Annotated in this window: 20 protein-coding genes; 4 read left to right on the top strand and 16 right to left on the bottom strand. The window is 62.2% G+C overall.

The window, feature by feature from the left end:
• Positions 1 to 33: 33 nt before the first annotated feature.
• The 4 genes from ACFPB1_RS17030 to ACFPB1_RS17015 all read right to left on the bottom strand — a co-directional run bounded on the left by ACFPB1_RS17030 (position 34) and on the right by ACFPB1_RS17015 (position 5,544).
• A complete protein-coding gene (locus ACFPB1_RS17030; protein ID WP_379227303.1) occupies positions 34 to 699 on the bottom strand; it encodes a TetR/AcrR family transcriptional regulator in 666 nt (221 codons plus the stop codon).
• A gap of 103 nt (positions 700 to 802) precedes the next feature.
• Positions 803 to 1,837, bottom strand: coding sequence for a glycoside hydrolase family 18 protein (locus ACFPB1_RS17025; RefSeq protein ID WP_379227302.1), 1,035 nt, complete (start codon positions 1,835 to 1,837; stop codon positions 803 to 805).
• Positions 1,834 to 4,491 (bottom strand): transglutaminase domain-containing protein, encoded by a 2,658-nt coding sequence (locus ACFPB1_RS17020; RefSeq protein ID WP_379227301.1) that lies wholly within the window; start codon positions 4,489 to 4,491, stop codon positions 1,834 to 1,836. Before ACFPB1_RS17020 ends, ACFPB1_RS17025 begins: the two co-directional genes overlap by 4 nt.
• Positions 4,492 to 5,544 (bottom strand): carbohydrate-binding family 9-like protein, encoded by a 1,053-nt coding sequence (locus tag ACFPB1_RS17015; RefSeq protein ID WP_379227300.1) that lies wholly within the window; start codon positions 5,542 to 5,544, stop codon positions 4,492 to 4,494.
• A 102-nt stretch (positions 5,545 to 5,646) separates the two neighbouring features.
• Here ACFPB1_RS17015 and ACFPB1_RS17010 point away from each other — a divergent pair, with 102 nt between their 5' ends.
• Positions 5,647 to 7,938, top strand: coding sequence for a helix-turn-helix domain-containing protein (locus ACFPB1_RS17010; protein ID WP_379227299.1), 2,292 nt, complete (start codon positions 5,647 to 5,649; stop codon positions 7,936 to 7,938).
• 81 nt (positions 7,939 to 8,019) lie between these two features.
• Here ACFPB1_RS17010 and ACFPB1_RS17005 read toward each other — a convergent pair whose 3' ends face one another.
• The 10 genes from ACFPB1_RS17005 to ACFPB1_RS16960 all read right to left on the bottom strand — a co-directional run bounded on the left by ACFPB1_RS17005 (position 8,020) and on the right by ACFPB1_RS16960 (position 18,287).
• Entirely contained in the window at positions 8,020 to 9,672 is a 1,653-nt protein-coding gene (locus tag ACFPB1_RS17005) for an ABC transporter substrate-binding protein (RefSeq protein ID WP_379227298.1), read from the bottom strand.
• Positions 9,673 to 9,706: 34 nt separating this feature from the next.
• Positions 9,707 to 10,615 (bottom strand): carbohydrate ABC transporter permease, encoded by a 909-nt coding sequence (locus tag ACFPB1_RS17000; RefSeq protein ID WP_379227297.1) that lies wholly within the window; start codon positions 10,613 to 10,615, stop codon positions 9,707 to 9,709.
• Positions 10,616 to 10,628: 13 nt separating this feature from the next.
• Positions 10,629 to 11,588 carry an ABC transporter permease gene (locus tag ACFPB1_RS16995; protein WP_379227296.1) on the bottom strand — a complete coding sequence of 320 codons (960 nt, stop codon included), beginning with the start codon at positions 11,586 to 11,588 and terminating at the stop codon, positions 10,629 to 10,631.
• A 400-nt stretch (positions 11,589 to 11,988) separates the two neighbouring features.
• Positions 11,989 to 12,432: a VOC family protein gene (locus ACFPB1_RS16990; protein WP_379227295.1), complete on the bottom strand. Its 444-nt coding sequence runs from the start codon at positions 12,430 to 12,432 to the stop codon at positions 11,989 to 11,991.
• A 47-nt stretch (positions 12,433 to 12,479) separates the two neighbouring features.
• Entirely contained in the window at positions 12,480 to 13,346 is an 867-nt protein-coding gene (locus tag ACFPB1_RS16985) for a TolB family protein (RefSeq protein ID WP_379227294.1), read from the bottom strand.
• Between the two features lie 42 nt (positions 13,347 to 13,388).
• Positions 13,389 to 13,841: a VOC family protein gene (locus tag ACFPB1_RS16980; protein ID WP_379227293.1), complete on the bottom strand. Its 453-nt coding sequence runs from the start codon at positions 13,839 to 13,841 to the stop codon at positions 13,389 to 13,391.
• Between the two features lie 19 nt (positions 13,842 to 13,860).
• The gene (locus ACFPB1_RS16975; RefSeq protein WP_379227292.1) at positions 13,861 to 14,787 is read right to left on the bottom strand and encodes an NAD-dependent epimerase/dehydratase family protein; all 927 of its coding nucleotides are present in this window, start codon (positions 14,785 to 14,787) and stop codon (positions 13,861 to 13,863) included.
• 17 nt (positions 14,788 to 14,804) lie between these two features.
• The gene (locus tag ACFPB1_RS16970) at positions 14,805 to 15,704 is read right to left on the bottom strand and encodes a carbohydrate ABC transporter permease (protein ID WP_379227291.1); all 900 of its coding nucleotides are present in this window, start codon (positions 15,702 to 15,704) and stop codon (positions 14,805 to 14,807) included.
• 14 nt (positions 15,705 to 15,718) lie between these two features.
• Entirely contained in the window at positions 15,719 to 16,636 is a 918-nt protein-coding gene (locus ACFPB1_RS16965; RefSeq protein ID WP_379227290.1) for an ABC transporter permease, read from the bottom strand.
• Positions 16,637 to 16,730: 94 nt separating this feature from the next.
• Positions 16,731 to 18,287 carry an extracellular solute-binding protein gene (locus ACFPB1_RS16960; RefSeq protein WP_379227289.1) on the bottom strand — a complete coding sequence of 519 codons (1,557 nt, stop codon included), beginning with the start codon at positions 18,285 to 18,287 and terminating at the stop codon, positions 16,731 to 16,733.
• A gap of 617 nt (positions 18,288 to 18,904) precedes the next feature.
• Here ACFPB1_RS16960 and ACFPB1_RS16955 point away from each other — a divergent pair.
• Complete coding sequence (locus ACFPB1_RS16955; RefSeq protein ID WP_379227288.1) at positions 18,905 to 19,735, top strand: 3-keto-disaccharide hydrolase; 831 nt, start codon at positions 18,905 to 18,907, stop codon at positions 19,733 to 19,735.
• Between the two features lie 279 nt (positions 19,736 to 20,014).
• On the opposite strand, the gene ACFPB1_RS16950 is transcribed toward ACFPB1_RS16955, so the two are convergent.
• Positions 20,015 to 21,055, bottom strand: a complete 1,041-nt coding sequence (locus ACFPB1_RS16950; RefSeq protein WP_379227287.1) for a LacI family DNA-binding transcriptional regulator — start codon at positions 21,053 to 21,055, stop codon at positions 20,015 to 20,017.
• Positions 21,056 to 21,275: 220 nt separating this feature from the next.
• On the opposite strand from ACFPB1_RS16950, the gene ACFPB1_RS16945 reads away from it, so the two are divergent.
• Positions 21,276 to 22,091: a sugar phosphate isomerase/epimerase family protein gene (locus ACFPB1_RS16945; RefSeq protein WP_379227313.1), complete on the top strand. Its 816-nt coding sequence runs from the start codon at positions 21,276 to 21,278 to the stop codon at positions 22,089 to 22,091.
• On the top strand, positions 22,088 to 22,573 hold the full coding sequence (locus ACFPB1_RS16940; RefSeq protein WP_379227286.1) for a heme-degrading domain-containing protein: 486 nt from the start codon (positions 22,088 to 22,090) through the stop codon (positions 22,571 to 22,573). The genes ACFPB1_RS16945 and ACFPB1_RS16940 overlap by 4 nt, the downstream gene beginning before the upstream one ends.
• Positions 22,574 to 22,725: 152 nt before the next feature.
• Here the strand turns inward: ACFPB1_RS16940 and ACFPB1_RS16935 are convergent, their stop codons facing one another.
• Positions 22,726 to 23,121: a hypothetical protein gene (locus ACFPB1_RS16935; protein WP_379227285.1), complete on the bottom strand. Its 396-nt coding sequence runs from the start codon at positions 23,119 to 23,121 to the stop codon at positions 22,726 to 22,728.
• Between the last annotated feature and the right edge of the window lie 104 nt (positions 23,122 to 23,225).

Below are 23,225 nucleotides of genomic sequence, written 5' to 3'. Positions count from 1 at the left end.
GGCAGTCCGTTACGCGGGCGCGGCATTGCGCCGCTATGGTTTCGTCAAAATCCGGCAAATGCCGTTTAAAATGTCGGGCAGAAAATTTTCCGATATGACACGCCGATATTGCAGCGAGCCTTTGATGGCAGCCAGCACGGCAAGCGCGACCGCGCGCGAATCGGTCTTGAGGCAGGACGTTCTATCGGAGATGATGTCTTGCATCACGCTCAGCTCCAGACGGCTGATTGCCTGGAGCTTCTCCTTCATGCTATCGGGCAGCAGCTCGAAATCGGCCTGCAGCGAGGAAATCGGGCAAATGACATTGTCCGCGAACTCCTCCATTTGCAGCTTGGTGAACCGCACCAGCTTCTCCTCGACCGGCTCCTGCGAGACCGCCACTCGCGACGAAAACTCGGCCAGCCGCTGATAGAGCCGTTCCAATACGGAAAGCCCCAGATCCTCCTTCTTCTCGAAATGATAGTGAATGCTCGCTTTCGTGACGCCGAAATGCTTGGCCAGGTCGTCATAACTGAAAGCGGCGTAGCCTTTGTGTTGAATAAGCGATTCCGTATACCGGATGATTTGTGATTTTCGATTTTCCATCCCATTAGTATGGCAAATCCGAATACCTAGCGTCAAGGTCCCAGTAACTGTAAACGCTTGCCAAATAATAACGCCATTTTCCACCAATACGAATTTGAAAAAGGACTGCGCCAAGCCTCACGGCTATGGAACAGTCCCGTCCTCGCATACTCATCGCCCGTCACTGCGTCTCGCCCGCGAGCCGGGTGCGCCTATCGCGCCCTTCCCGCGGCGCCGTTCAACGAAGCCCGCGGTGCATCGCGTCGATCAGCCGGCCCGTGTCGTCGCAGCTGTATTCCCAGAACATGATGCCGGCCAAACCGTTCGCGATCACGTAATCGCACTTGCACGCGATCGATTGCTCGTCGTCGTACGAGATGAACCGGCTTCCGTCGAACAGATACGGCGCGCAAGCCTGTCCGTCCCAATGGCGGACGTAGCCGTTCTTGCCGATATAGTCCGCGGCCAGCACTGTGAAGTCGGGGCCATAGCCGCCGGTGCCGGCCGCCATCTGATGAAGCCCGTTCGCCCGGTTGGGCACGCCGTTCCAGATGCGGGAGTAGAACGCCGCGCCGATCACCAGTTTCTCCTTCGGCACGCCCGCCTCCGCGAACAGCCGTACCGACGCATCCGCGCTGATGCGGAACAAATCCCCGTCCGGCGTATACAGATTCGTGTGATGTCCGGTCGAGATTTGGAAGCCGCCGCGCATGTCATAGGTCATCAGCTGGATGAAGTCCAGCACGTGCTGCGCTTCGCGCATCTCCGTTCCGTCCACGTAATACGCGTCGGCTCCCGCGGCAATCGTCAGCAGGTACCGCTTCCCGTCCTCCGCGCCCTTCAGATCCAGTGCTTCCCTGATCGCCCGAAGCAGCAGGGTGAAATTCCCCTTATCCTCCGGACTCGAGGCGATGCCCGCTACGCCGTAGCACGGATACTCCCAGTCGAGATCGATACCGTCGAAGGGATGCTCCGCCAGCGCGCGCACTGCCGAGGCGGCCATGCTCGCCCGCCCTGCCTCCGTCGACGCGGCTTCCGAGAACCCGCCCGCGCCCCAGCCGCCGACGGACAGCAGGAGGCGAAGCTCCGGATAATCCCGCTTGATCACGCGCAATCGGTCCAGATGCTTCAAGTGATCCGTCCGAATCTCGTCTTCGCGCACGTGGCCGAAGGCGATGTTCAGATGGGTCAGCTTTGCCAAATCTTCCGGCCGCAGCGACGGGAGCTTCCCGTCCACGACGTAGCCGGCCTTGATATATGGTTGCTTGGTCATGCGTTCTCACCTCCGTTAGATATGTCGAAGGATGCGATGGCGTGCAAGAGCCGCAGCGCTTCCCTCCCCGTTCCGATCCGATAACCCGAAGACGCGTACCGCACGCGCAGCTGCTCGTCGACCACGAAGAGATGCGGGTACCCCGCTTCGCGGGAAGGCTGCGGGTTCACGCCCGCCCAGTTCGCCGACCGCGCGTCCCGTACGAACGCCGCGCAGGCCGGCAAGTCCGGATACGCGGCGGCGTCGAACGCCGCGTCCCGCTCTGCGCCGCCGGCGGCGAGCACGATCGGCGCGCCGAGCGCCGCGTACGGCGCGGCCAGCTCGGCGAGCTCGCGCAGCAAATGCTTCGTCGGCTCGCGCTCCGGCTCGAGCCAGGCGACGAGCGCGCCCTTGCGGCCGGCCAGCTCGCCGAGACGCCGGGCTGTTCCGTCCGCGAGCGCGAACGGGCGGTCGGCCGGAAGCGTGCCCAAGACGGGAAGCGCCTCCGCCGCGCTGCGGTAGGACAGCGTCACTTGCGACTCTTCGCCCGCCCGCACCGCGAAGTACGATAACCTCGCTTTCACGGCGCCGTCCTTCGCGCGCACGCCCGTCGTCAGCCGGTACTCGCCCGGCCCCGCCTCGAACGGGGCATCATAGACGCCGGCGGCGCCGAACGGATCGAGCAGCGTGACATACGCGCCGTTCGCGAGCCGGGCGACCGTGAAGTTCTCGGCGTAGGCCGCCTCCGGCGCGTCGGGCGCCGCGGCCGGATCCCGCTGGAGGCGCACCGTTCCGCGGACGCCCGCCGCCTCGCCATTCGCCGCTCCTTCGGCAGTCCCGCCGCCGTACAGCGCATCTGCCCAATGACCGGCCGTCCAATACTGCGGCTTCAGCTCGCTCGGGTGAAGCCGGGCGGGAATGCCGAGCGCGCGGCACAGCGCCGCGAACAGAATATCCCGGCTGACCCGGTCGCCGCGCATCAGCCGGAAGCTGCCGGCCGGATTGCCCCGTCCTTGCAGGTTCGGCACATCCGCCTCCCACAAGCCGAAGCGCTCGCCCAGCCAGCGCGCCAGCGCGTCCGGCGCTGCCCGGAACACGGCGGCCTCCTCATCGCCGAAGGCGCCGGCGAACAAGCCGCGGCAGGGCACGATCATCTCGTGCAGCACGCGGGGGCAGAGGACGTAGCGGACAAAGATGTCCTCCGGAAACGCCTTGCGGTGCGGCATCGCGCCCAATAGGTGATCCGTCAGCGAAGACGAGAGCGTATCCGTCAGATCCTTCTCGTTCAAGCTCTCAAGCAGCCGCAGCGGCCACTCGCCGTGAACCGCGGCCTGCTCGCGAAGGAACGCCGCGATCTCCCGGGCGTTGCCCCGCGCCTTGCGCAGCACGTCCCAGACCCGCTCCGCCGGCAGCCCGCCCGCCGCGGCCAGCTCCGCCGCTTCGGCTTCGCTTAGGAACGACGCCTCGTACGCGGCGCGAATCCGCGTCCCCTCCTCGAGGCGGCGCCGGTGCCGCTCGGCCGCTTCTTCGGACAGCGGCGCCTGGGCCTCGCCCTCAAGCTCGGGCGGCGGCGTCAAGTCCGCGTCGACCGCGCCGGCGGGCTGCTCCCGGCGGCCGAGCACGAGCTCGATGCGGCCGTCGCCGGCGGAGGCAAACGCTTCGCCCCACAACTCATCCTTCACCGCCCGAACGAGCAGGTCGCCGTAACCGGTCGTCAAGCGGGCCTCGCCATGCTCGTCCGTCGGCAGCGCCGCGATCGGGAAGAACTCCGCCATATTGTACAGCTCGAACCTGACTTGCGCGCCGCGCACGGCATCACCCTGCCCGTCCCTTGCAACGACCGTGAGCGTCCGCGTTGGCGCGTAGTTCGGCAGCAGATTGATTTCCGTGTACCACGCGTCGGCCAGCGTCACGTCCTCGGGCCCCGGGTAATCCCCGGCGATGCGGGTATTGACCAGCATCGCCCGGCGCGCGGGCGGGCTGAACCAGCCTTGGTCGAGCCGGGCTTCCGGCTCGCACGCCCCGAAATAATGCCACGCTCCGTCGGCCCACGCCTCCACCCATGCGTGATTGTCGTCGCAATGCGCCCAGCGCGGCGTGTACACCTGCCGGGCGGGAATGCCGATGCTCCGCAGCGCGGCGACGGCCAGCGTCGACTCCTCGCCGCAGCGCCCGCGCGCGTTCCGGATCATGCCGAGCGGCGAGAGCGTCCGCAGGTCGCTGCCGACGTACGTCGCTTTCTCGTGGCACCAATAATTCGTCTCCAGAATCGCGTCCGCCATCGACAGCGCCAACGTGCGGCCGGCCAATTCGGCGTGCAGCATGCCGCGGGAATCCTCGATGTTCTCCGTGTTCACCCGGTACGGCAGCACGAACGCCAGGAACAAGTGGTCCGGCACCCGCGCGCCCCAAGGCATCCGCCGGCGGATCTCGAGCGTCGTGCGCACGTGGTTCAGAAACAGCGTCCCGTCATAATCAGCCAGATCGATGACCGGCATATAGGCGTACAGATACTTCAGCGCCCAGCGTTCCTCGTCCGTCAGCGCGTCCTGGAACACCCCGAACAGCGCGTCCTCCCGGGCCTGCGCGATCGCCCGCTTCTCCTGGAATTTGCGCTCAATGCGCGCCATGGCCGCGTCGTCCAACGAAAACGCGGCGGGCTGCGTCATAGCCATTCAAATCGACTCCTTCCATAATTTTCCGTCCTCGCGAATGCAATAAACCGCGCTCCCGTCCGCGGACGGCGCCGTGATCTGGAACAAGCTGCGCGTCGTCTCGATGACGGGCTCGCACGCGGCGGCCTCCGCGGCCGGCCCGGTCTCCCGCGTCTCGCCCGCGAGCAGCGCCGCGCCGTCCGGATATACGCCGTGAACCGCGCGGTAATTGCGCGCCTTGTAATAGAGCCGGCGCAGCGCCCACTTGATCCGTTCGTCCGCCGGCAGCGCGAACGAGGACGGCCCGTTCGCGTCCGCGAACACGACGAAGCCCCACAGCTCCGGATAATGCATGTTGACCAGCCCCATCGGCGACCACACCCAATTGTCCTCCGGATACGGCCGGCCCGTCTCGGGATTCAGCGTCTTGCGGTACTCGCCGTCCCGGACCTCCGCCCGCCACTCGACGCGAGAGAAGTTGACCCGCCAATAGTCGCCCGCGACCGGCGGCCGCCCCTCGGCGGCGTATTCCTTCAGGCTGTCCCACGGCATGGCGACTTCCACGCTCCACTTCCGGTTGTCCGCGCCCGGACGGTTCAGCTCGCCTTCGATATGCACCGCCGTCTTCAAGCCGGCGATATCCCAGCCGTTCACGGCCGGTCCCCCGTCGCGGTACGGCTTCGGGAGCAGCAGGTCCCATACCGTGTTCAGCGCGTTGATCTCGAACTCGTAATAGCCGTGCGTGTCGCCGTCCGGATCGATGAAGATTTCGAAATCGTTGTCGTGGAAAATGACCGAGTCGCGCTCCGTCAGCGTCGCCCAAATCTGGTCTTCCTCCAGCTCCGCCGCGAAATAGAAATAGTCGTCGTCCCACAGCATCTTGGCCCGGGTCCGCTTGGCGGGCTTCGGACGAAGATCGCCTTCGATGTCGACGAAATCGTCCGTCCAGTCCGCCGCCTCCCAGAACGGCTTGTCGACGCGGCCGTCCAGGACCAAGGCCCCAGCGGCGCGTTTGCAGATATAATGTTTGGGGTTATAGTCGATCTTCGGTTCCGGCACTTCGCCGAGTTTCATGTCGATCCCTCCGTGCGGGCTATGTTCAAACCGCGTTTTTGTTGCTATCATGTAAACAACTTGGCGCAAGGCCATTCGGCAAGGAGGCAGGCAAATAGAAGCATGACCTACTTTAAATCCCGGTTGTTCATGAACTACATTTGGTCGTATTTGTTCATTTTGCTCCTCCCGCTCGTCTGCTTGACGGTGTTCGTCTACCGCAACGCCGTCGACAACCTTCGCTCCGAAATCGAGCAAGCCCGGCTCGCTCAGCTCACGCAGGCCAAAGTCATCGTCGACGGCCGGATGAAGGAACTCGGCGAGATCGCCTCCCGCATCTCCTACGACAAACGGCTGACCGCTTACCGGGTGCACGATCCGATCTACGCGGGCGAAGCCATCGCGGCCTTGGACCAGTACAAGGCGACCAGCTCCATCATCGGAGAACTCTACTTGTACTTCCACGGCGACGATCGGATCTACTCCAGCAAAGGCCTGAACGATTACGATGTGTTCGCCGAGAACGTCCGTTTCCGGCAGTGGGACAAGGATACTCTACTTCGGGATCTGAACGACGTCCGGTACCCGACGATGCGCCCCGCCGACAGCGTGGCCAAGCCGAACGGGCTGCAGGAAACGATGCTCGCCTATCTCAATCCGATTACGCCGAATAATCCGCATCCGCACGGGACCGTCATGTACCTGATCAAGGAATCGGAGCTGACGAGCCTGATCGATTCAACCCTCGGCAATTACAAGGGCTTAACATATATTCTCGACAACCGGGGCCGCCCGCTGGTGGATAACCGGCAGGGCGAAGCGCTGACGGACGCCGAAGCGCAATCCCTGTTCGACACGCTGACGCCGGGCATTTCCGCCCGCGACCTGAACGGCAAGGCGCATTCGATCGTCGCCATACGCTCGGCCACGAACGGCTGGACGTACGTGACCGTCATGCCGAGCGCGCAATTCTTCAGCAGCGTCTTTCATGTGCGCAGCTTCGTCATCATGCTCTTCGCGATCGTCGTCGCCGCCGGCGCTGCTATCGCGCTGCTGCTCGCCCGGGCGCAATACCGGCCGATCTCGTCGCTCGTCGCGTTCGCGGCGGCGAAGACCGAATCGGACGGGCCGGCAGGCGGGCCGCCGGCATCGCGCAACGAGCTGGACCGGATCCGGTCCGCGCTGCAGGACTACAGCTCGCGCGCCGACCTGCAGGAGCCGTTCGCCCGCAATCATTTCCTCTCCCTGCTGCTGAAGCACGGCCATGCCCGGAGCCTCGCGCCGGAGCTGCAGGAAGCGTTCGGCCTCTCGTTCGACCGGGCCCGGCACTTCGTCATCGTGGCCGGCTGGGAGGAGAGCGGCGAGCTTGGCAGAGCGGAGCGCCAGGAGATGGCCGAGCTGCTCGCGCAGCTGGAATTCCCGGCGCTGAACGCCGAGGGCTATGGCGTCGAGCTGTCGCAGCTCGATCAATTCGGCCTGATCATCGGTTTCGATCCCGTCGGCGGGACGGAAGCGTTCGAGCACGTCCGGCGCATCGTCGAAGCCGTGCGGAGCACGATGCTGGAAGCGCTCGACTTCATTCCCGTCGTCGGCGTCGGCACGTGCTACGCCGGACCCGATCAGCTGAACCAGTCGTTCATCGAAGCCTGCTCGGCGTTCGAGCTGCGGGTCTCGTCCGGCAGCGGCACCGTCACGTACTTCGAGAAGCTCTCTTACCCTTCGGAGCAAGCGGTCTGGATTCCTTCCAACACGCTGATGAAACTCGCCCAGAGCTTGAAGCAGGGCAATGACGGCGTCGCCGCCCAGATGATCGGGGACGCGCTCCGGAGCATGCAGACGTCGGAGCAGTCGGCGCTGCTCACGCGGTGCATGTGCCTCGACGTGCTGAATACGATTCTGAAGACCGCCTCCGAGCTCGGCCATCATCGCCTGCTGCAGGACGTCTCGCCGAACATGCTGTACGGCAAGTCCATGGACGAGCTGGAACGCGGCCTGCTGGGCCTGTGTTCCCAGCTGTGCCGGCTGGTCGAACAGAGCAACCGGAAGGAAGAGCAATGCGTCATCGAACGGATCGCCGCGCATCTGGACGTTCAGTACGCCGACGCGAGCCTGAGCCTCGAGACGGTCGCCTTCGAGTTCGGCATCTCGCCGTCCCACCTCAGCCGCTCCTTCAAGGAGAAGACGGGGCTTAACTTCGTCCAATACGTGTGGCAGCGGCGGCTGGAGCAGGTCATGCGCGAGCTCGCGACGACGGGCGATCCGCTCAAGGACATCATTCAGCGGGTCGGGTACGTGGACGCGCCGAACTTTATCCGCAAGTTCAAGAAGGAAACCGGCCATACCCCCGGCCAGTACCGCAAGCTGTTCGCCGCCGCAAGCGCGGCGGAAGCGGCCGCGGAGCTGGAGGAGGCGTAAACGCCCGCCCGTTTCCGAAGATACGAACGCCCGGCCGCTTCGGCCGGGCGTGTATTGCGTTCGCGCGCCGCCGGACGGGGATTATTTCCCCGTGTTCCAGCGGTCGTAAGCGCCTTGATAGAGCTCCGCGATCCGGTCGCCGCCCATCTTCTTGATCTGGGCGATATACTTGTCCCAGTTGGAGAGCGGCTCCTGCCCCGTGACGAACTTCGCTTCCATCTGCTGCACGTACGTGTCGAGATCGGACAGCAGCGTCGTCGCTTCCGTCTGCTCGTCGTTCGTCAGGTAGACGTTCGGAAACGGCGCCTTGCCGATCGGCTTCAGCTTTGCCTCGTTCTCCTTGTCGATCCAGTCGTCGAACTCGCTCCGCAGCCCCTTCGTCAGCTCGCTCGAGCTCATGCCCGGCGTCAGGATGCCGTAGTTCGGCGTCAGCTTGCCGCGGTATTCCTCGCGGTCTCCGCCGCCCGGAACCGGCAGCCACTCCTTCTCGTGAGTTGCCTGGTCCTTATACTTCCAGAGCGTGTTCTCCGGTCCTTGGCTGAACAGCGTCGCCCCGTCGTAGCCATACTGGTAGTCGATCCAGCGCATCGTCGCTTCCGGCGCGGGGTTCTTGCTCGTGATCGCGAACGTGCCGTTGGAGGAAATGCCCGGGTGCATGCCGTATACCGGGGAATCCGGCACTTCGCTCTTGACCGGCTGCATCATCGGATTGTCGCCGCTCGCCTCGCCGCCGAGCGTGAAGTACGGGAACCAGTCGTTGAACAGCGCGATCTGGTTGTTCTGGCCCTTCGCCTTCTTCTGCTCGGGCGTCTGGGAGAACGTCTCGTGATCGAGCAGATCGTCCTTCCACAGGCGGTTCATGAACGTCAGATAGCCTTTATAGCCTTCCTCCTGCGGCGTGTAATGCACCTTGCCCGCTTTGTCGACGTAGACGGCCTCGTCGTAGATGCCCCAGAAGCCGAGGAAGAACATCCGCAGATCGTCCAGCTTGACCGACGTGAGCGGCACTTCGTCCGGCTTGCCGTTGCCGTTCGGATCCTCGTTCTTGACGCGCTTCAGGAAGTCGTACAGCTCGTCCGTCGTCTTCGGCAGCTCGGTCACGTTCAGCGCCTTCAGGAATTTGCCGTTGTACCACATCGGGCTGCGGTACCAGACCGCGGAGAGATCGATGTTCGGCAGCGCGTACATATGGCCGTCCGGCGTCGTGAACGATTTGCGGATGTCCGGATGCTCGTCGAAAATCTTTTTCAGGTTCGGCGCGTAGCCCTCGTCGATGTACTTCTCCAGCGGAATCAGCACGCCTTGCGAGCCGTACGTCACCTGCTCGGCGGGCTTCAGATCGGCGCCGTAGAACACGTCCGGCAGATCGCCGCTCGCGAACACCAGGTTCTTCTTGGCGGCGAAGCTGTCGATGGGCGCCAGCTGGTAGGTAAACGTAATGCCGGTCAGCTTCTCCATCTCCTGCAGGACGGGCATCTGCTTCCAGTCCGCGACGCCCGCGTCCTGGGACATCATCGTCAGCGTCAGCGGTTTGCCGACGATCGGAAAGCCGTCCTTCTTCACGCCCTCCGCGTCCGCCGCGCCGTTCGTGGCTGCAGCGCCGTTTCCATTCGCCGCGCCGCCCGAATCGGAAGCGGCCCCCTCGTTGTCGTTCGCCGAGCCGCAAGCCGCCAGCACGGATGCCGTCAAGGTCAAACCGACCAGGACGGATGAAGCCTTGCGCAGTTTTTTCATTCGAACATCCCCCTTCAAATTGATTATGGCCAGATCAACCCTTGATAGAGCCAATCATAACACCCTGCACGAAATACCGCTGTAAAAACGGGTACACCAGAACGACCGGCACGGTCGCCACGATGATAACGGCGTATCTGACGAGGGCCGCGATTTCCGCCTTGCTGTTTAGCGCCGAAGCCGTCGACGCGTCGAGCGCGGCGCCGCCCTGGGCGCTCATCTCCTGCAGCACGAGAATTTGGCGCAGCACGAGCTGAAGCGGGTATTTGGCGTTGTCGTTCAGATAGATCAGCGCCGAGAAGTAGCTATTCCAATTGCCGACGCCGTAGAACAGCGCCATGACCGCGATAATCGGCATCGACAAGGGCAGCACGATGGTGAGGAACAGCCGCCAGTTCGAGGCGCCGTCGATTTGGGCCGCTTCCTGCAGCTCCCGCGGGATGGAGCTCTGGAAGAAGGTGCGGGAGACGATAATGTTCCAGATCGATGCGGCCGACGGCACGACGATCGCCCACATCGTGTCGACCATGCCGAGCTCCTTCACGAGCAGGTAGGTCGGCACGAGACCGCCGCCGAAAAACATCGTCACCATGAACATGCCGGTAAAGAAATGGCGGCCGACGAAATCTTTGCGGCTCAGCGCGTAGGCGGCCGGCAGCGTGACCGCCAGGTTGATCGTCGTGCCCACGACCGTATACAGAATCGTGTTGCCGTAGCCGATCCAGATGTTCGTATTTTGGAACACCCGTTCGTACCCGTCGAACGTAAAGCCCCTCGGCCACAGCCACATGGCGCCGGAAGCGACGAGCTTAGGATCGCTGACGGACGCGCTGATGATATACACCACGGGGTACAGCACGATGAGGAACGCCAGGAAGACATACAAGTAATTGAACACGAGGAACGCCTTGTCGCGCCCGGTTTCTTTCACGCCCGTTAACATGGGCAACCTCCTCCTACCACAAACTGTTCTCGCTCGTCCGGCGGACGATCTGATTCACGAGGACGAGCAGCGCGGCGTTAACGATCGAATTGAAGAGGCCGATCGCCGTCGAGAAGCTGTACTGGGCGTCCACGAGGCCCGAGCGGTAAACGAACGTCGAGATGACGTCGGACGAATCCATGTTCAGCGGGTTTTGCAGCAGCAGAATCTTCTCGAAGCCGACGCCGAACAGGCTTCCCATGTTCAGAATGAGCAGGATGGTCATCGTCGGGACGAGCGTCGGGATGTTGATGTGGCGCACGCGCTGGAAGCGCGAGGCCCCGTCGATGACGGCCGCTTCGTGCAGCCCCGGATCGACGCCCGACAGCGCCGCGAGATAGATGATCGTCCCCCAGCCGGCGCTCTGCCAGACACCCGACAAGACGTACATCGTCTTGAACCAGCGCGGGTCGGTTAGAAAATCGGGACTGCCGAACCCGAGCGCTTCGATCAAGCGGACGACCATGCCGGTCGACGGGGACAGGAAGGTGATGATCATCCCGGCCATGACGACGACCGATATGAAATGCGGCGCGTACGTCACCGTCTGGGCCAGCTTCTTAAAGAAGCCCGTCCGCACCTCGTTAAAGGCGAGCGCCAGGAGGATCGGAATCGGGAAGCCGACGGCCAGCTCATACAGGCTAATGCTCAGCGTGTTCCAGATCAAATCCCAGAAATAATAGGAATGGAAGAAGCGGACGAAATGATCGAAGCCGGTCCATGCGCTGCCGAAGATGCCCTTGGTCGGCACGTAATTCTTGAACGCGATCTGGATGCCGTACATCGGGCCGTACGAGAAAATAAGAAAGTAGAAGAACGCCGGCGCCACGAAGACGTACAGCTCCCAGTTGCGGGCGATGCTTCGCCACCGCCGTCCCGCCGCCCGCGTCCTGGGCGCCGGAGCGCTTGCGGGAACCGCTTCCGTGTTCTGCATGGAATCACTCCCTTCTTGGATTGTGGTGTCGCTAGCCGCGATTCCTTAGAGGTTGATGGAAGCTTAGCTGACCTTGACATCCTCCACGATAGCCGCTTGCGGACACGGCTGTAAATATGTAGTTTCCGCCATTTCCTTGAAAACGCTGTACGCCAAGCCCCGAAAGCGATTGACAATCGGACGCGACAATACGGAATATGTCGTTTTTGCTCTGGTTTGCGGCCGTCCGGCCAGGGAAAACAAGTTTGGCCTATCGCAGACAGACGAGGATATGACGAACACAAAGCTTACACGGACGTCGAATTGGAGCATGTAAGCGATTTTCTCATGTCATCAAAAATGACATACGCAAAAAGGCCGCTCCGGTTGGAGCAGCCTTGTCCCTTGTTCATTCGTCGCTTTAATCGATGTCGAGCAGCTCGAGGATGACGCCGAGCTCTTCCGTGCTTTCCAGGTAGGCGTATTTCTTGCCGTGCTGAATGAGCGGATAGCCGAACCGCTCCAGCTCGGCCGCGGTTTCGAGCATCCGGTCCTTGGCCTTGAAGGCGATATGGTGGACGCCCGGTCCTTTCTCGTCCAAGAAGTCCTTCCAGGTCGTCGGATCCTCGGTCGGCTCGATGAATTCCACGACCACGTTCTCCAGATGGAAGAAAGCCAGCTTCACCCTTCCGTCCGTCGGCTGCCCCTTGTACGTGACCGTATCGCTGCCGTCCGCGTTGGCCGTCACGACCTGCGGGACCGGAACGTTCAGCAGTTCCGCGAAGCGGCTCGCCGCCTTCTGCGCGTCGCGCACGATCATCGCGATCTGACAGACGAACGGCGCTCCCAATATACCCTTTTCCATGTGTACTCCTCCTGTTCATGATCGGGCTGCCCGGCACCGGGCTTGTGCTAATCCACGAGCCGGTAGCTGACGAACGCCAGCCGGCTGCCGTCGGGCGACCAGGAATGGACGTTAAGCGTGCCTTGACCGCCGAACAAGCTCGCCAGCGTGCGATGCGCGCCGCCTTCGCTCGGCATGAGCCGGATTTCGACGTCCTTGTTCGCGGGATGATCGCCCGGGGCGACGTCGCCCTTGCGGTAAGCAAGATACGCGATCGTCCGGCCGTCCGGGGATACGTGCGGGAACCAGCTGTTGCTGTCGTCGTCGAACGTCATTTGCGTTTGGCTGCTTCCGTCCGCGTTCATGCGCCACAGCTGCATCAGCCCCGTCCGCACCGAATTGAACCAGATGTGCCGGCCATCCGGGGAATATTCGGGCCCGTCGTTCAAGCCCGGCGCGTTTGTCAGCCGCGTTTCCACGCCGCCGCTTGCCGGAATCACGTAAATATCGAACTCACCGTTCCGCTCCCCGCAGTAGGCGAGCGCGCGTCCGTCCGGCGACCAGCCATGGAGATAGCTGGGCGCCATCGGCGTGACGAGCACCGGCTCGCCTCCCCGCAGCGACAGGATGTAGATGCGGGACTTGCCGTCCTCGCGGGTATGATGGCTGACCGCCAATCGCTCGTGATCGGGCGAAAGCACATGGTCGTTGTTGCACCGGTCCGCAAAGCCGGAGTCGATCGGCAGCACGGCGCCCGCGTCGAGGTCGTACGCGAAGAGGCGGCCTTGGCTGTTATAGAGAAGCTTGCCGTCCCGCGTCCAGTTCGGCGCTTCGATCCGTTCGTCGAATTCGGCGTGCGCGACACGCTCTCCGGTCCGAACGTCGACCGTTTCCAGAATGCTGACTACGCGTTGCGGCTCGTTCGATCGTTTCATTGTTCCGTCTCCTTCGGTTTCGTCTTCCCGCTTGTTAGCCCGCTATGCGCGGGGCTTGATATTCAAATTCACGCCCAAGTCGTCCTCGCAATCGACGATCGTCCAGCTGCTGCCGGGATAATAGCCGACCGTCCGCAGCGCGTAGCCCATTTGCTCCAGCTCGCCGACGATTGCGTCCCGCCGCTCCCCGACTTGAAAGCCGAGGTGGTGCACGCCGTTGCCGTGTTTGTCCAAAAATTCGCGGAACGTGCTGGGGTTGTCGTCCGGCTCGTGAAGCTCGATGACGAAGCCGCCGGCCCGGATCACCGCCAGCTTGAGGCCGTATAGTGCCTGCTGTCCGCGATACGTCAAGTCCGGATTAGGGGACGGCGTCTGCACGCGAATCTCCGGCACCGGCACGCCGAACAGTTCCGCCCAGGTCTCGGCGGCCTTCTGAATATCGTGCACGACGATCGCGATTTGGATGAATCCTTCAAAGCCGATCTTGTTTTCCATGGCTATCCCGTCCTTTCGTTTACCCGCGGGCTTGCGCGCCCGCCTTCGCTTCCAATTCGCTCAAGTACCGCAAATGCTCTCGCATCCGTTCGTCCGCCGTGAACGCGAACCCGAACGTTTCCTCGATCCGGGACACGTCGATCGGCCGCTCGCCCGGATCGGGACGTCCCTTGTCCTCCAGCGTAATCCGGCTGCCGGAACCGAGCAGCTCGACCGCCATGCCGGCGATCTGCGCCCACGTGCGGAATTCGGTGCTGACGGACGTGTAATAGCCGCGGTTCAGCGTATCCGCATGCAGCAGCTCGGCGTATACCTTCGCGAGGTCGCCCGCCCAGATGAACTGCGTGCCGTCGTTCTTGACGAAGGTCATGTCCTCGCCGGCCAGCGCGCTCCGGACCATCCGGACCAGCTTCTGGTCGGGGTAGAGCGGCCCGCCTTCCACGCAAGGATTGCCGAACGTATACCCCGGCCGGACGATATTCGCCTGTATCCCGTACTGCGCGGCGATCGCGAGGAGATACGCTTCCGCAGCGGCTTTGGCGGCGCCGTAATAAGACGCCGGCTTGATATAGCCCCTGTCGTCGTGAGGCGCCGAGCCGAAGCTGGCGATGGACGAAGTGAAGATGATTTTGCGCACGCCGGCTTCCGCAGCAAGCTGGAACAGCCGCACGGAAGGCACCGTTTCGCGCGTCAAATTGTCCATGGCCGTCCCCTCCAGCCACGCGAGCGCGACATGCACGCAGGCGTCCTGCCCGGCGAGCGCCGACGCGATGACGTCGGCATCTTCCATGGAACCGGCGATCAGCCGGATGCGGTCGTGACCGACGAAGCCCGGTACCTTCCCGACATTGCGGGCCAGCAGCGTCAGCTCGTGGCCGTGCGCCAGCAGCTCCTTGACGACGTACGAGCCGATAAAGCCGGTTCCTCCCGTTACGAATACTTTCATCGTCTTGCTCCCTTCGCTTATTCTTTGACGCTGCCCATCACAAGCCCGGTCGTGAAATACTTCTGCAGGTACGGATAGATGCACAGAATCGGGATCATCGCGAGAAACATTTGCGCCGCGCCGGTCGTCCGCGCGCTGACGAGCGACAGGTATTTGGACAGATTGCCGCTCAGGTCGGTGTTGTTGCGAATGAATTCCTCCGGATTCACGACGACGGTTTGCAAGTACGTCTGGAGCGGATACTTCTCGATCTGGTTCATATAGATCATCCCGTCGAACCAGCTGTTCCAATGATCGACGAAGGCGAACAGCGTGACGGTCGCGATCGTCGGCGCCGAGACCGGCAGCACGACCCTGAGCAGCGTCTGCACATGGCCCGCGCCGTCGATGTAGGCCGCCTCCAGCAATTCCTTCGGCAGGCTGCGCATGTAGTTCATGACGACCAGCATGCTGAACACGGGCAGCGCTCCGGGCAGCACGAGCGACCATATGGAATCGATCAGCCCGGTGCTCTTCACGACCATGTAAGTCGGGATCAAGCCGGCGTTGAACAGGATGGTCACGACGAAGAACCAGGAGAACACGCTGCGCGCCCTGAAATCCGTCTTCGACTTGGAAAGCGGGTACGCGGTCAGGATGATCAGCAGGAGATTGATCGGCACGCCGAGCGCCGTACGATGCAGCGAGATCAGCAGCGACATGAAGAACTTCGACGTATTCGTGATGAATTCGTACGAGACCGTCGTGAACCCGACCGGAAAGAACGTCACCTCGCCCGCCGCGACCGCGGTTTTGTCGGAGAACGACACCGCGAGCAGATTAATGAACGGTGCGACGCAGAGCAGCGCGACGAGGAGCAAAAATACCAGGTTGGCCGCAAGAAACAGCCTGCGGGGCAGCGAAGCCTTAATTGTCATAGTCCTGTCCTCCGTCAGAAGACTTTGTAGCCGGTGAATTTGTCGGCCAAGTAGTAGGATGCCACGATGAAGACGAGCGAGACGCCGGACTTGAACAAGCCCGCTGCCGTGGACAGCGAATACTGCGCCTGCTCGATGCCGAGCCGGAACACAAAGGTGTCCAAAATATCGCCGGTGGAATACACCACGGGGCTGTACATGTTATAAATCTGGTCGAAGCCGCCGTTCAGAATGTTGGCGAGGCCGAGCACGCTCATCAGGACGACGATCGAGGCGATCCCGGGCAGGGTAATGTGCCAGGTTTGCCGCCAGCGGTTCGCGCCGTCGATGACCGCGGCCTCGTACAGCGCGGGATCGATGCCCGTCAGCGCCGCGAGGTAAATGACCGAGCCGAAGCCGAAGCTCTTCCAGATGTCCGCGACGACCATCGTGGCCGGGAACGCGTCCGGATCGCCGAGGAAGAAGATCGGCTCCATGCCGAGCTTGGTCAGCAGGACATTGACGAACCCTTCGCTCGGCGAGAGCAGGTTGATCAGGATGCCGGATAGAATGACCCACGACAAGAAATGCGGCAGATAGACCAGCGTCTGGAAGACGCGCTTGGCGAGCAGGCTCCGGACCTCATTCAGCAGCAGCGCGAACGTGACCGGCACGATGACGCCCGCGATCATCTTGGAGAGGGCGATCACGACCGTATTGCGGATGACCGGCCCGATGTTGGGCATGGAGAACAGCGTATCGAAGTTTTTGAAGCCCACCCATTGCTGAGGGCCGAACAGCCCCTTCGCCGGGATGAATTTCTGGAATGCGATCACGACGCCGGCCATGGAACCGTAGCTGTAGACGGCTACCAGCACGACGGCGGGAAGCAGCATGGCGTAGAGCGGCAGCTCCCGCATCAGCTTGTCTTTTCGTTTCAGGCTCGCGAACATCTTTGCCACCGCCTTCTAATATGGTAAGCGAAGCGCGGACGCCGCGGTGCCGGCCGAACGTCCGGCCGAGGCCGCGCTTCGTCATCGGGTGCAGCTATTTCGCCGGATACATGGCATCCAGCTCGTCGAGCGTCTGCTGGCCGCCCGCCTTCAGCCACTGCTGCACGAAGTTGTCGAAGGAATCGACGGGCTTGGCGCCGGTGATGATGTCGGTAAAGGCCGTAATCGTCAGCGTGTCGAGCGACGCCACGTTCGTCAGCCACGCTTCCGGCCGCTGAATGCCCAAGATGCTCTGGACGATCGCGTTATCGGGCATGTATTTGTTCAGGACGATGGGCAGCGAGCCCGACTTGGACATTTGGCCCCAAGTGCCGAAGGCGTTGTCGTCCTTGGCGAGCGAGCCGTCCTCGAAGCCCTTGATATAGTCGTACAGCGGCTTCGCGGCGGGCGCGAGGCCGTCGGGGGAGCCTTTGTCGAACGCCTTCAGCAGGTCGGCCGCGTACACCTCGCCCGGCTGGTCGATATAGAGCGGGGACAGGCGGTACTGCTCGTCGGCCCAATACTTGAGGTAATCTTCCTTCGACGAGTAATTGACGGTCTGATCGTACAGGTCGAGAATTTTGATCGCCGCTTCGGGATGCTTGTAGTCCGCGCTGACCATCGTCATCTGGCCGACGGCGTTGCTTTCGATGCCGATTTTGTAGTCGTAGCCCGGTTCCGCCGGAATCGCGTACGGGTGCACGATGACGCCGTCCTTCTTGTACACGTTGTTGTAGGGATACCAGGTGCCCCAGTTGGCGCCGTACGCCATCCCGATCTTGCCGCTGGTAATGTCCTCGACGAGCGCCGATTCGTTCTTGGACGTGAATTCTTTATTGATCAGGCCCTTCTTATACATGTCGGCAAGCACGGCGAGCGCCTTCTTCACGTCCGGCTGAATCCAGCTGAACGTCATCTTGCCGTTCTCGTCGCGATAAAAAATGCTCTCGTCTCTGCCCGGAACGCCGAACGCGGATACGAGGCCGAGGATGCTGCCATGGTTCTGGCGGATCAGATCCTTGTTGAGCGCGAGCCCGTACGTGTCGCCGTTGATGCCGTTGCCGTCCGGGTCGCCGGTCGCGAACTTCTCGGCGAGCGCGACCATCTCCTCGACCGTCTTCGGCGGCTCCGAATTGGTGTTCTTCAGCCAATCCTCCCGGATCCACAGGAACGGCGCTTCATGGAAGTTGTCGTTCATGCGCGGGATGGCGTACAGCTTGCCGTCGATGGTGGCACCGGCGAACGAATCGGCGAACCGTTCCTTGTACGCCTTCAGCGAGTCCGACGCGTACTTGTCGAATACCTCGGTCAGATCGGCCAGCTGCCCGTTCTGCGCCAGCTGCAGGAAGACGTTCGCGTCCTGTGTCTTGAACACATCGGGCAGATCGCCGGAAGCGATGATGGCGTTGAGCTTGTTTTTGTACGCGTCGGTGCTGCTGTCGGCGGAGAATGCCACCTTCAGATCGATGTTGAGCTTCTCCTTGATCAATTGGCTCCACCGGTTGTTCTCCCACGTATCGCCGTCCAGCAGCTTGGAAGCGGCCGCCGTCTGCACGGCCCACGACATGTCGACCGGCTGGTCGTAAGGGGCGAGCGGATTCGCAGGATCCATGCCGGCGTTGGCACTCCCCGCGTTCTCTTGCGCTCCATCCGTCCCCGAGCCCGCATTGTCGGAACAAGCGGAGAGAGCCAACACCATGAGCATGCCTGCCAGAACATGCGGTAAGACGCCTCCGGGTTTCCTCTTCTTCACGTACAACTCCTCCTTATCATCTTTGCAATAAACACGCGTTTATTTTTGGTGATACAGGACCCCCTGTTTACGCGAAAACCATGCCCTGTTCTGCGATCGAGCTTGCTGCCAAACTAAGCAGAATGTCGGAAATATGCCGAAAACAAGCTATTCTGCCGCATTCCCGCCCTTCGCTCCGCGGCCGTCCAGACGTCTGGCACAGGCCGGGACAGACGATATGAACTGGCAGCAATCTGCTCACTTGGCATAAACACGTGTCCACGGACCCATCATACACAACACGTAAAAGCGCTGTCAATCTCTAAATTATAAGGTTTTTCCAAAAGAATCGGCCGCGTTGCGAAATTTGAATTGTATAAACACGTGTTTATGTTATAATAACTTGAAACTTCTCCCAGATTGAGCGCTGTCCGCGGTCGCCGTTCGTGCCCGCGCGTCGTTCCGGGGAGACACCATGCGTCAAGGAGGTCATACCGATGACGAACGGCGAAGGGTTCCGCCCCTTGTTCGACGGACACACGCTTACGGGCTGGCATGCCGTCCCGCGCCTGCCCGTCCCCCGCTATCCGGGCGGACCCAGCCCGGACATCGACGGCGTCGCTTACGGGAAGGCGGCGGCGACGTCGGGCAAATGGACGGTCGAGGACGGCGCGATCGCGGGCCGGCAGGATCCGCCCGGATGCGGATACGGCGGTTATTTGGTCAGCGACGGCTTGTACGGCGATTTCGAATTGGAAGTCGAAGCCCGGCCCGACTGGCCCGCGGATACCGGCATTCTCGTGCGCGCTTCCGCGCTTGGCTCGCAAGGCTTTCAAATTTTGCTCGATCATCGGCGGTCCGGCAATATCGGCGGCTTATACGGCAACGGCATCGGCGGCTTTCACGGCATCGCGTTTACCTTGGACGCCGTATACGACGAGCTAGGCAGGCCGGCCGGGCTGCGATTGGAGGATCCCGCGGCTTCCATCGAGCCGCTCACCCCCGACAAACCGGCGCTGCTTGACTATGCCGCCTCGGGCGAGGCATTTCTGTCCATCTGGAAGTGGGACGATTGGAATACGTTCCGCATCCGCGTGGAAGGAGCGTCGCCGCGGATCACCGTTCACGTGAACGGCCTGAAGATCGCCGAGATGGACACGGCCGCCGTGCAGCATCCGTCTTACGACGCCGCCGCGGTCCGGGGGCTGCTCGGCGCCAAAGGCCATATCGCCTTCGAAATCCATGACAACGATCCCGGCATGGGCGCTGCCCGCTGGGCGCCGAACGCGGCCTGCAGATGGCGCGGCATCCGGATTCGGGAGCTGTAGGTCCGCGGCCGGTACGGCGTGTGGCACGCGGCCGGTTGTATCGCGCCCGCATGTTGCGGCGCTTGTCGCGCGGGGTTGGCGCGGGCTTCGCGAGGCTTCGCGCCGCGAGTTGAGGCTTCGCGCGGGCTTCGCGCCGGCTTTGAACCGTTTGCGACGCGCCTTGCCCGCAGCGCGAAAAGACCCGCGGCGATGCCGCGGGTCTTTAAGGCGCGTCGATTCCAGGCAGGGACGACGCGCTTGACGCAAAAGATTCGGATGGGATCGAACGGATCCGGCAGATTAAATTCGTCGGCACGAATCCCGGACGACCAGGCTGCAGTCGAGCGTGATTTCTTTCGCGCCGGGCGATTTCTCCTCGATCTTCGTAATCAAGTATGCCGTCATGCGCTTCAGCATGTCGCCGAGGTCGACGCGAATCGTCGTCAGCGCCGGGTGATGCTTCTCGCTCAGCGCGTGATCGTCGAAGCCGATGATCGAGATGTCGTCCGGGACGCGCAGGCCCCGTTCCTTGAGCGCCCGGATGGCGCCGAAGGCCACGCTGTCGTTGGCCGCCACGATGGCGGTGGGCAACTCCTCCCGCCGGTCCAGCAGCGTTTGGATCGCTTCATAGCCGCCCGTTTCGTTAAAATCGCCGTCGAGCACCCATCTCGGGTTCACCTGCAGGCCGCACATGCGCATCGCCATCTTGAAGCCCTCGAACTTGGTCACGCCCGACAGCCGCTTCATGTCGCCGTTAATGATGCCGATATTCGTATGCCCGAGCCCGGCCAAGTAGGCCACGGCCTGCTTCATCCCCGAGTCGTTGTTGAAATTAAGCACGATCCGGTTCGGCTCCGGATGCTCCGGCAGCTCCTGGTCGACGACGCCGATCGCGAATCCTTCCGCGATCAATTCCTCGATGAACGGCTCGGGATTATCCGCCCCGATGAAGATGCCGCCGTCGATCCGGCGCTGGTAGAAGATCTCCCGGACCCCCTTGATCAGCTCGGCATCCTTCGCATCGCGGAGAATATGGGTCAATACGTAATAGCCGTATTCGGAGGCGCACTCGATGACGCTTACGATGAGCATATTGGTCAAGATGTCGCCGGATACCCTGCCTTGCTCGATCATGAAGAGCCCGATCGTGCGGGAACGCTTGCCGGCGAGCACTTGGGCGGAGGCGTTCGGGAAATAATTATGCTCTTCGATTACTTTCAGGACCTTGTCACGCGTTTCCGGAGGCACATTGGCGTAATTGTTGATGACCCGGCTTACCGTGCTTCTGGAAACCCCGGCTAGCCGAGCAATCTCCGTGCTGTTGATGTCCGTCTTTTTCATTCAACCATCCTTTACCATGAACGCGTGTTTACGCAGTAATGATACACATCCGGTTTCTCGATTGTCAATATTTTTCGCATAAAGGCTGGCATTTTAACCATTATTACCACGAAAAATGTTGCATAAACGCGTGTTTATGATATGCTAAACACAGTTTGAAGGCTCCTTCCAGCCGATACTCTTAACAAAGGACGGGATCACAATGCGCCTTGGCGGTCAAGTGTTCTTGCAGCACAAAAATCCGGAAAATTGGGCAGCGGCTTTGAAGGAAGCGGGCTTCCGCGCGGCAACCTGCCCGATCGGCGGCGATGAAGACGATTCCGAGCTCGACGCGTACATGGCGATGGCGCGGCGGCACGACATCCTGATCGCCGAAGTCGGCGCCTGGAGCAATCCGATCAGCCGGGACGACGAGACGAGACGGCAGGCCGTCGATTATTGCCAACGGCGGCTCGCGCTGGCCGATCGCATCGGCGCGCGCTGCTGCGTCAATATCTCGGGCTCGCGCGGCGAACAATGGGACGGTCCGGACCCCGATAATTTCTCCGAGGACACCTACGCGCTCATCGTGGATACGGTCCGCGAGATCATCGACGCCGTCAAGCCGGTACGAACGGTCTTCGCGCTGGAGATGATGCCGTGGGCTTTGCCGGATTCCGCGGACGCCTACCTGTCGTTGGTGCGATCGATCGACCGGCCGGGCTTCGGCGTGCATTTCGATCCGGTCAACATCATCAGCAGCCCCCGCGCCTATTACAGCAACGGCGACATCATCCGCGACTTCTTCGCCAAGCTCGGACCGTACATTCGCAACTGCCACGCCAAAGACATCCTGCTGCGCGGAACCTTGACCGTGCGGCTGGACGAAGTGCGGCCGGGACTCGGCCGGCTCGATTACCGGACATTCCTGGCCGAGCTGAACCGGCTGCATCCCGATACGCCGCTCGTGATCGAGCATCTGGCGACGAACGAAGACTACCGCGAAGCGGCGGCCTATCTCTCCGGCGTCGCCGCGGAACTCGGAATCGCGCTATGAGCGGGACGATGAAGGACGCGGAATTGCTCGACGCGCTGGCGCGGGAAGAGGACGAGCTGCAATTTGAAGCGTTCACGAACGAAACCGCCCTGCGGCTCGGACTCGAACTCGCCAACCGGGCGATGGCGGCGGGGCAAGCCGTGACGATCGACATCCGGCGGGGTCCCCAGCAGCTCTTCCATTACGCCTGTCCGGGAACCTCGGCCGATAACGACGACTGGGCGGCCCGGAAAGCGCGGGTCGCCGAACGCTTCCTATGCAGCTCCTACCGGATGGAAATCGAGCTGCGCGCGGCGGGCCGGACGATCGCCGAGCGCTATCTGCTCGATCCGTCCTTGTATGCGCCTTATAACGGCGCTTTTCCGATCCGCGTTCGCGGCGCGGGCGCGATCGGCACGATCGCCGTCTCCGGCCTGCCCGGGGACGGCGATCACCGGCTGATCGTGTCGGCGCTCAGCGATTATCTCGCGGCGGGCCGGTAACGCGCACGCACTTCGAACGCGAAGCTGCCCAAATCAAAAAGGAGCAGCCGGCATCGGCTGCTCTCTCGTAGCGCTTGGGGCGCCATAACCTCGTGTCAGGGGCGACTCGCTGCTCCGGCAGCGAGCATGCGGCGCGCCGCCATCGCCGCAGGTCAGGCGGGAATGCCCGACAGCCACGCGATCGCTTGATTGAGCTCCGGAAACGGATGCAGCAGCTCGTCTTGCTCCTTCGCCGCCGCGCTTCGGTCGGACGGGGGCTGCGCGAGCGCAAGCTCCGGCAGCGCGGCCGCCGCGTATCGGATGCCCGCTTCCGCGAGCCGGGCGCTCCATTCCTCGGCCAGCCAACGCGCGTCCTGCGGCAACAGCCCGGCCAGATGGCGGGTATCGACGAGCACCTTCCTCGCGTGCTTCGCCTTCGCAAGCGCTATCGCATTCGTCAACACGGCGCGCTGCCGGCCCATCTCCGCTGCGGCATGCCAGCGAATGACGACCGCCTCCAGCACATCGTCCCAGAACACGTACGCCTCGTCGGAAAAATAATGCGACATTCGAATCGTCCTCCTTATTCGCTGCCTCTGCAACCATTATATTTAGATTTAGTTTAAATATTCGTTGTCCATCTATCTTACCACGCCAAGTCGTCCGCATCATG

It is taken from the genome of Paenibacillus sp. GCM10023250 (assembly GCF_042653205.1).
GTDB lineage: Bacteria > Bacillota > Bacilli > Paenibacillales > Paenibacillaceae > Paenibacillus_Z.
Note: the sequence above shows the minus strand (reverse complement) of the source record. Positions and strands in the feature narration are given on the sequence as shown.

Bases quoted from the DNA above. Each gene is read 5' to 3' on its own strand.
- ACFPB1_RS17000 (WP_379227297.1), bottom strand. From the start codon at position 10,615: ATGTTAACGGGCGTGAAAGAAACCGGGCGCGACAAGGCGTTCCTCGTG.
- ACFPB1_RS16980 (WP_379227293.1), bottom strand. From the start codon at position 13,841: ATGGAAAACAAGATCGGCTTTGAAGGATTCATCCAAATCGCGATCGTC.
- ACFPB1_RS16990 (WP_379227295.1), bottom strand. From the start codon at position 12,432: ATGGAAAAGGGTATATTGGGAGCGCCGTTCGTCTGTCAGATCGCGATG.
- ACFPB1_RS17015 (WP_379227300.1), bottom strand. From the start codon at position 5,544: ATGAAACTCGGCGAAGTGCCGGAACCGAAGATCGACTATAACCCCAAA.
- ACFPB1_RS16970 (WP_379227291.1), bottom strand. From the start codon at position 15,704: ATGACAATTAAGGCTTCGCTGCCCCGCAGGCTGTTTCTTGCGGCCAAC.
- ACFPB1_RS16955 (WP_379227288.1), top strand. From the start codon at position 18,905: ATGACGAACGGCGAAGGGTTCCGCCCCTTGTTCGACGGACACACGCTT.
- ACFPB1_RS16960 (WP_379227289.1), bottom strand. From the start codon at position 18,287: ATGGATCCTGCGAATCCGCTCGCCCCTTACGACCAGCCGGTCGACATG.
- ACFPB1_RS16995 (WP_379227296.1), bottom strand. From the start codon at position 11,588: ATGCAGAACACGGAAGCGGTTCCCGCAAGCGCTCCGGCGCCCAGGACG.
- ACFPB1_RS16940 (WP_379227286.1), top strand. From the start codon at position 22,088: ATGAGCGGGACGATGAAGGACGCGGAATTGCTCGACGCGCTGGCGCGG.
- ACFPB1_RS17010 (WP_379227299.1), top strand. From the start codon at position 5,647: ATGACCTACTTTAAATCCCGGTTGTTCATGAACTACATTTGGTCGTAT.
- ACFPB1_RS16950 (WP_379227287.1), bottom strand. From the start codon at position 21,055: ATGAAAAAGACGGACATCAACAGCACGGAGATTGCTCGGCTAGCCGGG.
- ACFPB1_RS17005 (WP_379227298.1), bottom strand. From the start codon at position 9,672: ATGAAAAAACTGCGCAAGGCTTCATCCGTCCTGGTCGGTTTGACCTTG.
- ACFPB1_RS17020 (WP_379227301.1), bottom strand. From the start codon at position 4,491: ATGGCTATGACGCAGCCCGCCGCGTTTTCGTTGGACGACGCGGCCATG.
- ACFPB1_RS16975 (WP_379227292.1), bottom strand. From the start codon at position 14,787: ATGAAAGTATTCGTAACGGGAGGAACCGGCTTTATCGGCTCGTACGTC.
- ACFPB1_RS17025 (WP_379227302.1), bottom strand. From the start codon at position 1,837: ATGACCAAGCAACCATATATCAAGGCCGGCTACGTCGTGGACGGGAAG.
- ACFPB1_RS16965 (WP_379227290.1), bottom strand. From the start codon at position 16,636: ATGTTCGCGAGCCTGAAACGAAAAGACAAGCTGATGCGGGAGCTGCCG.
- ACFPB1_RS16985 (WP_379227294.1), bottom strand. From the start codon at position 13,346: ATGAAACGATCGAACGAGCCGCAACGCGTAGTCAGCATTCTGGAAACG.
- ACFPB1_RS16935 (WP_379227285.1), bottom strand. From the start codon at position 23,121: ATGTCGCATTATTTTTCCGACGAGGCGTACGTGTTCTGGGACGATGTG.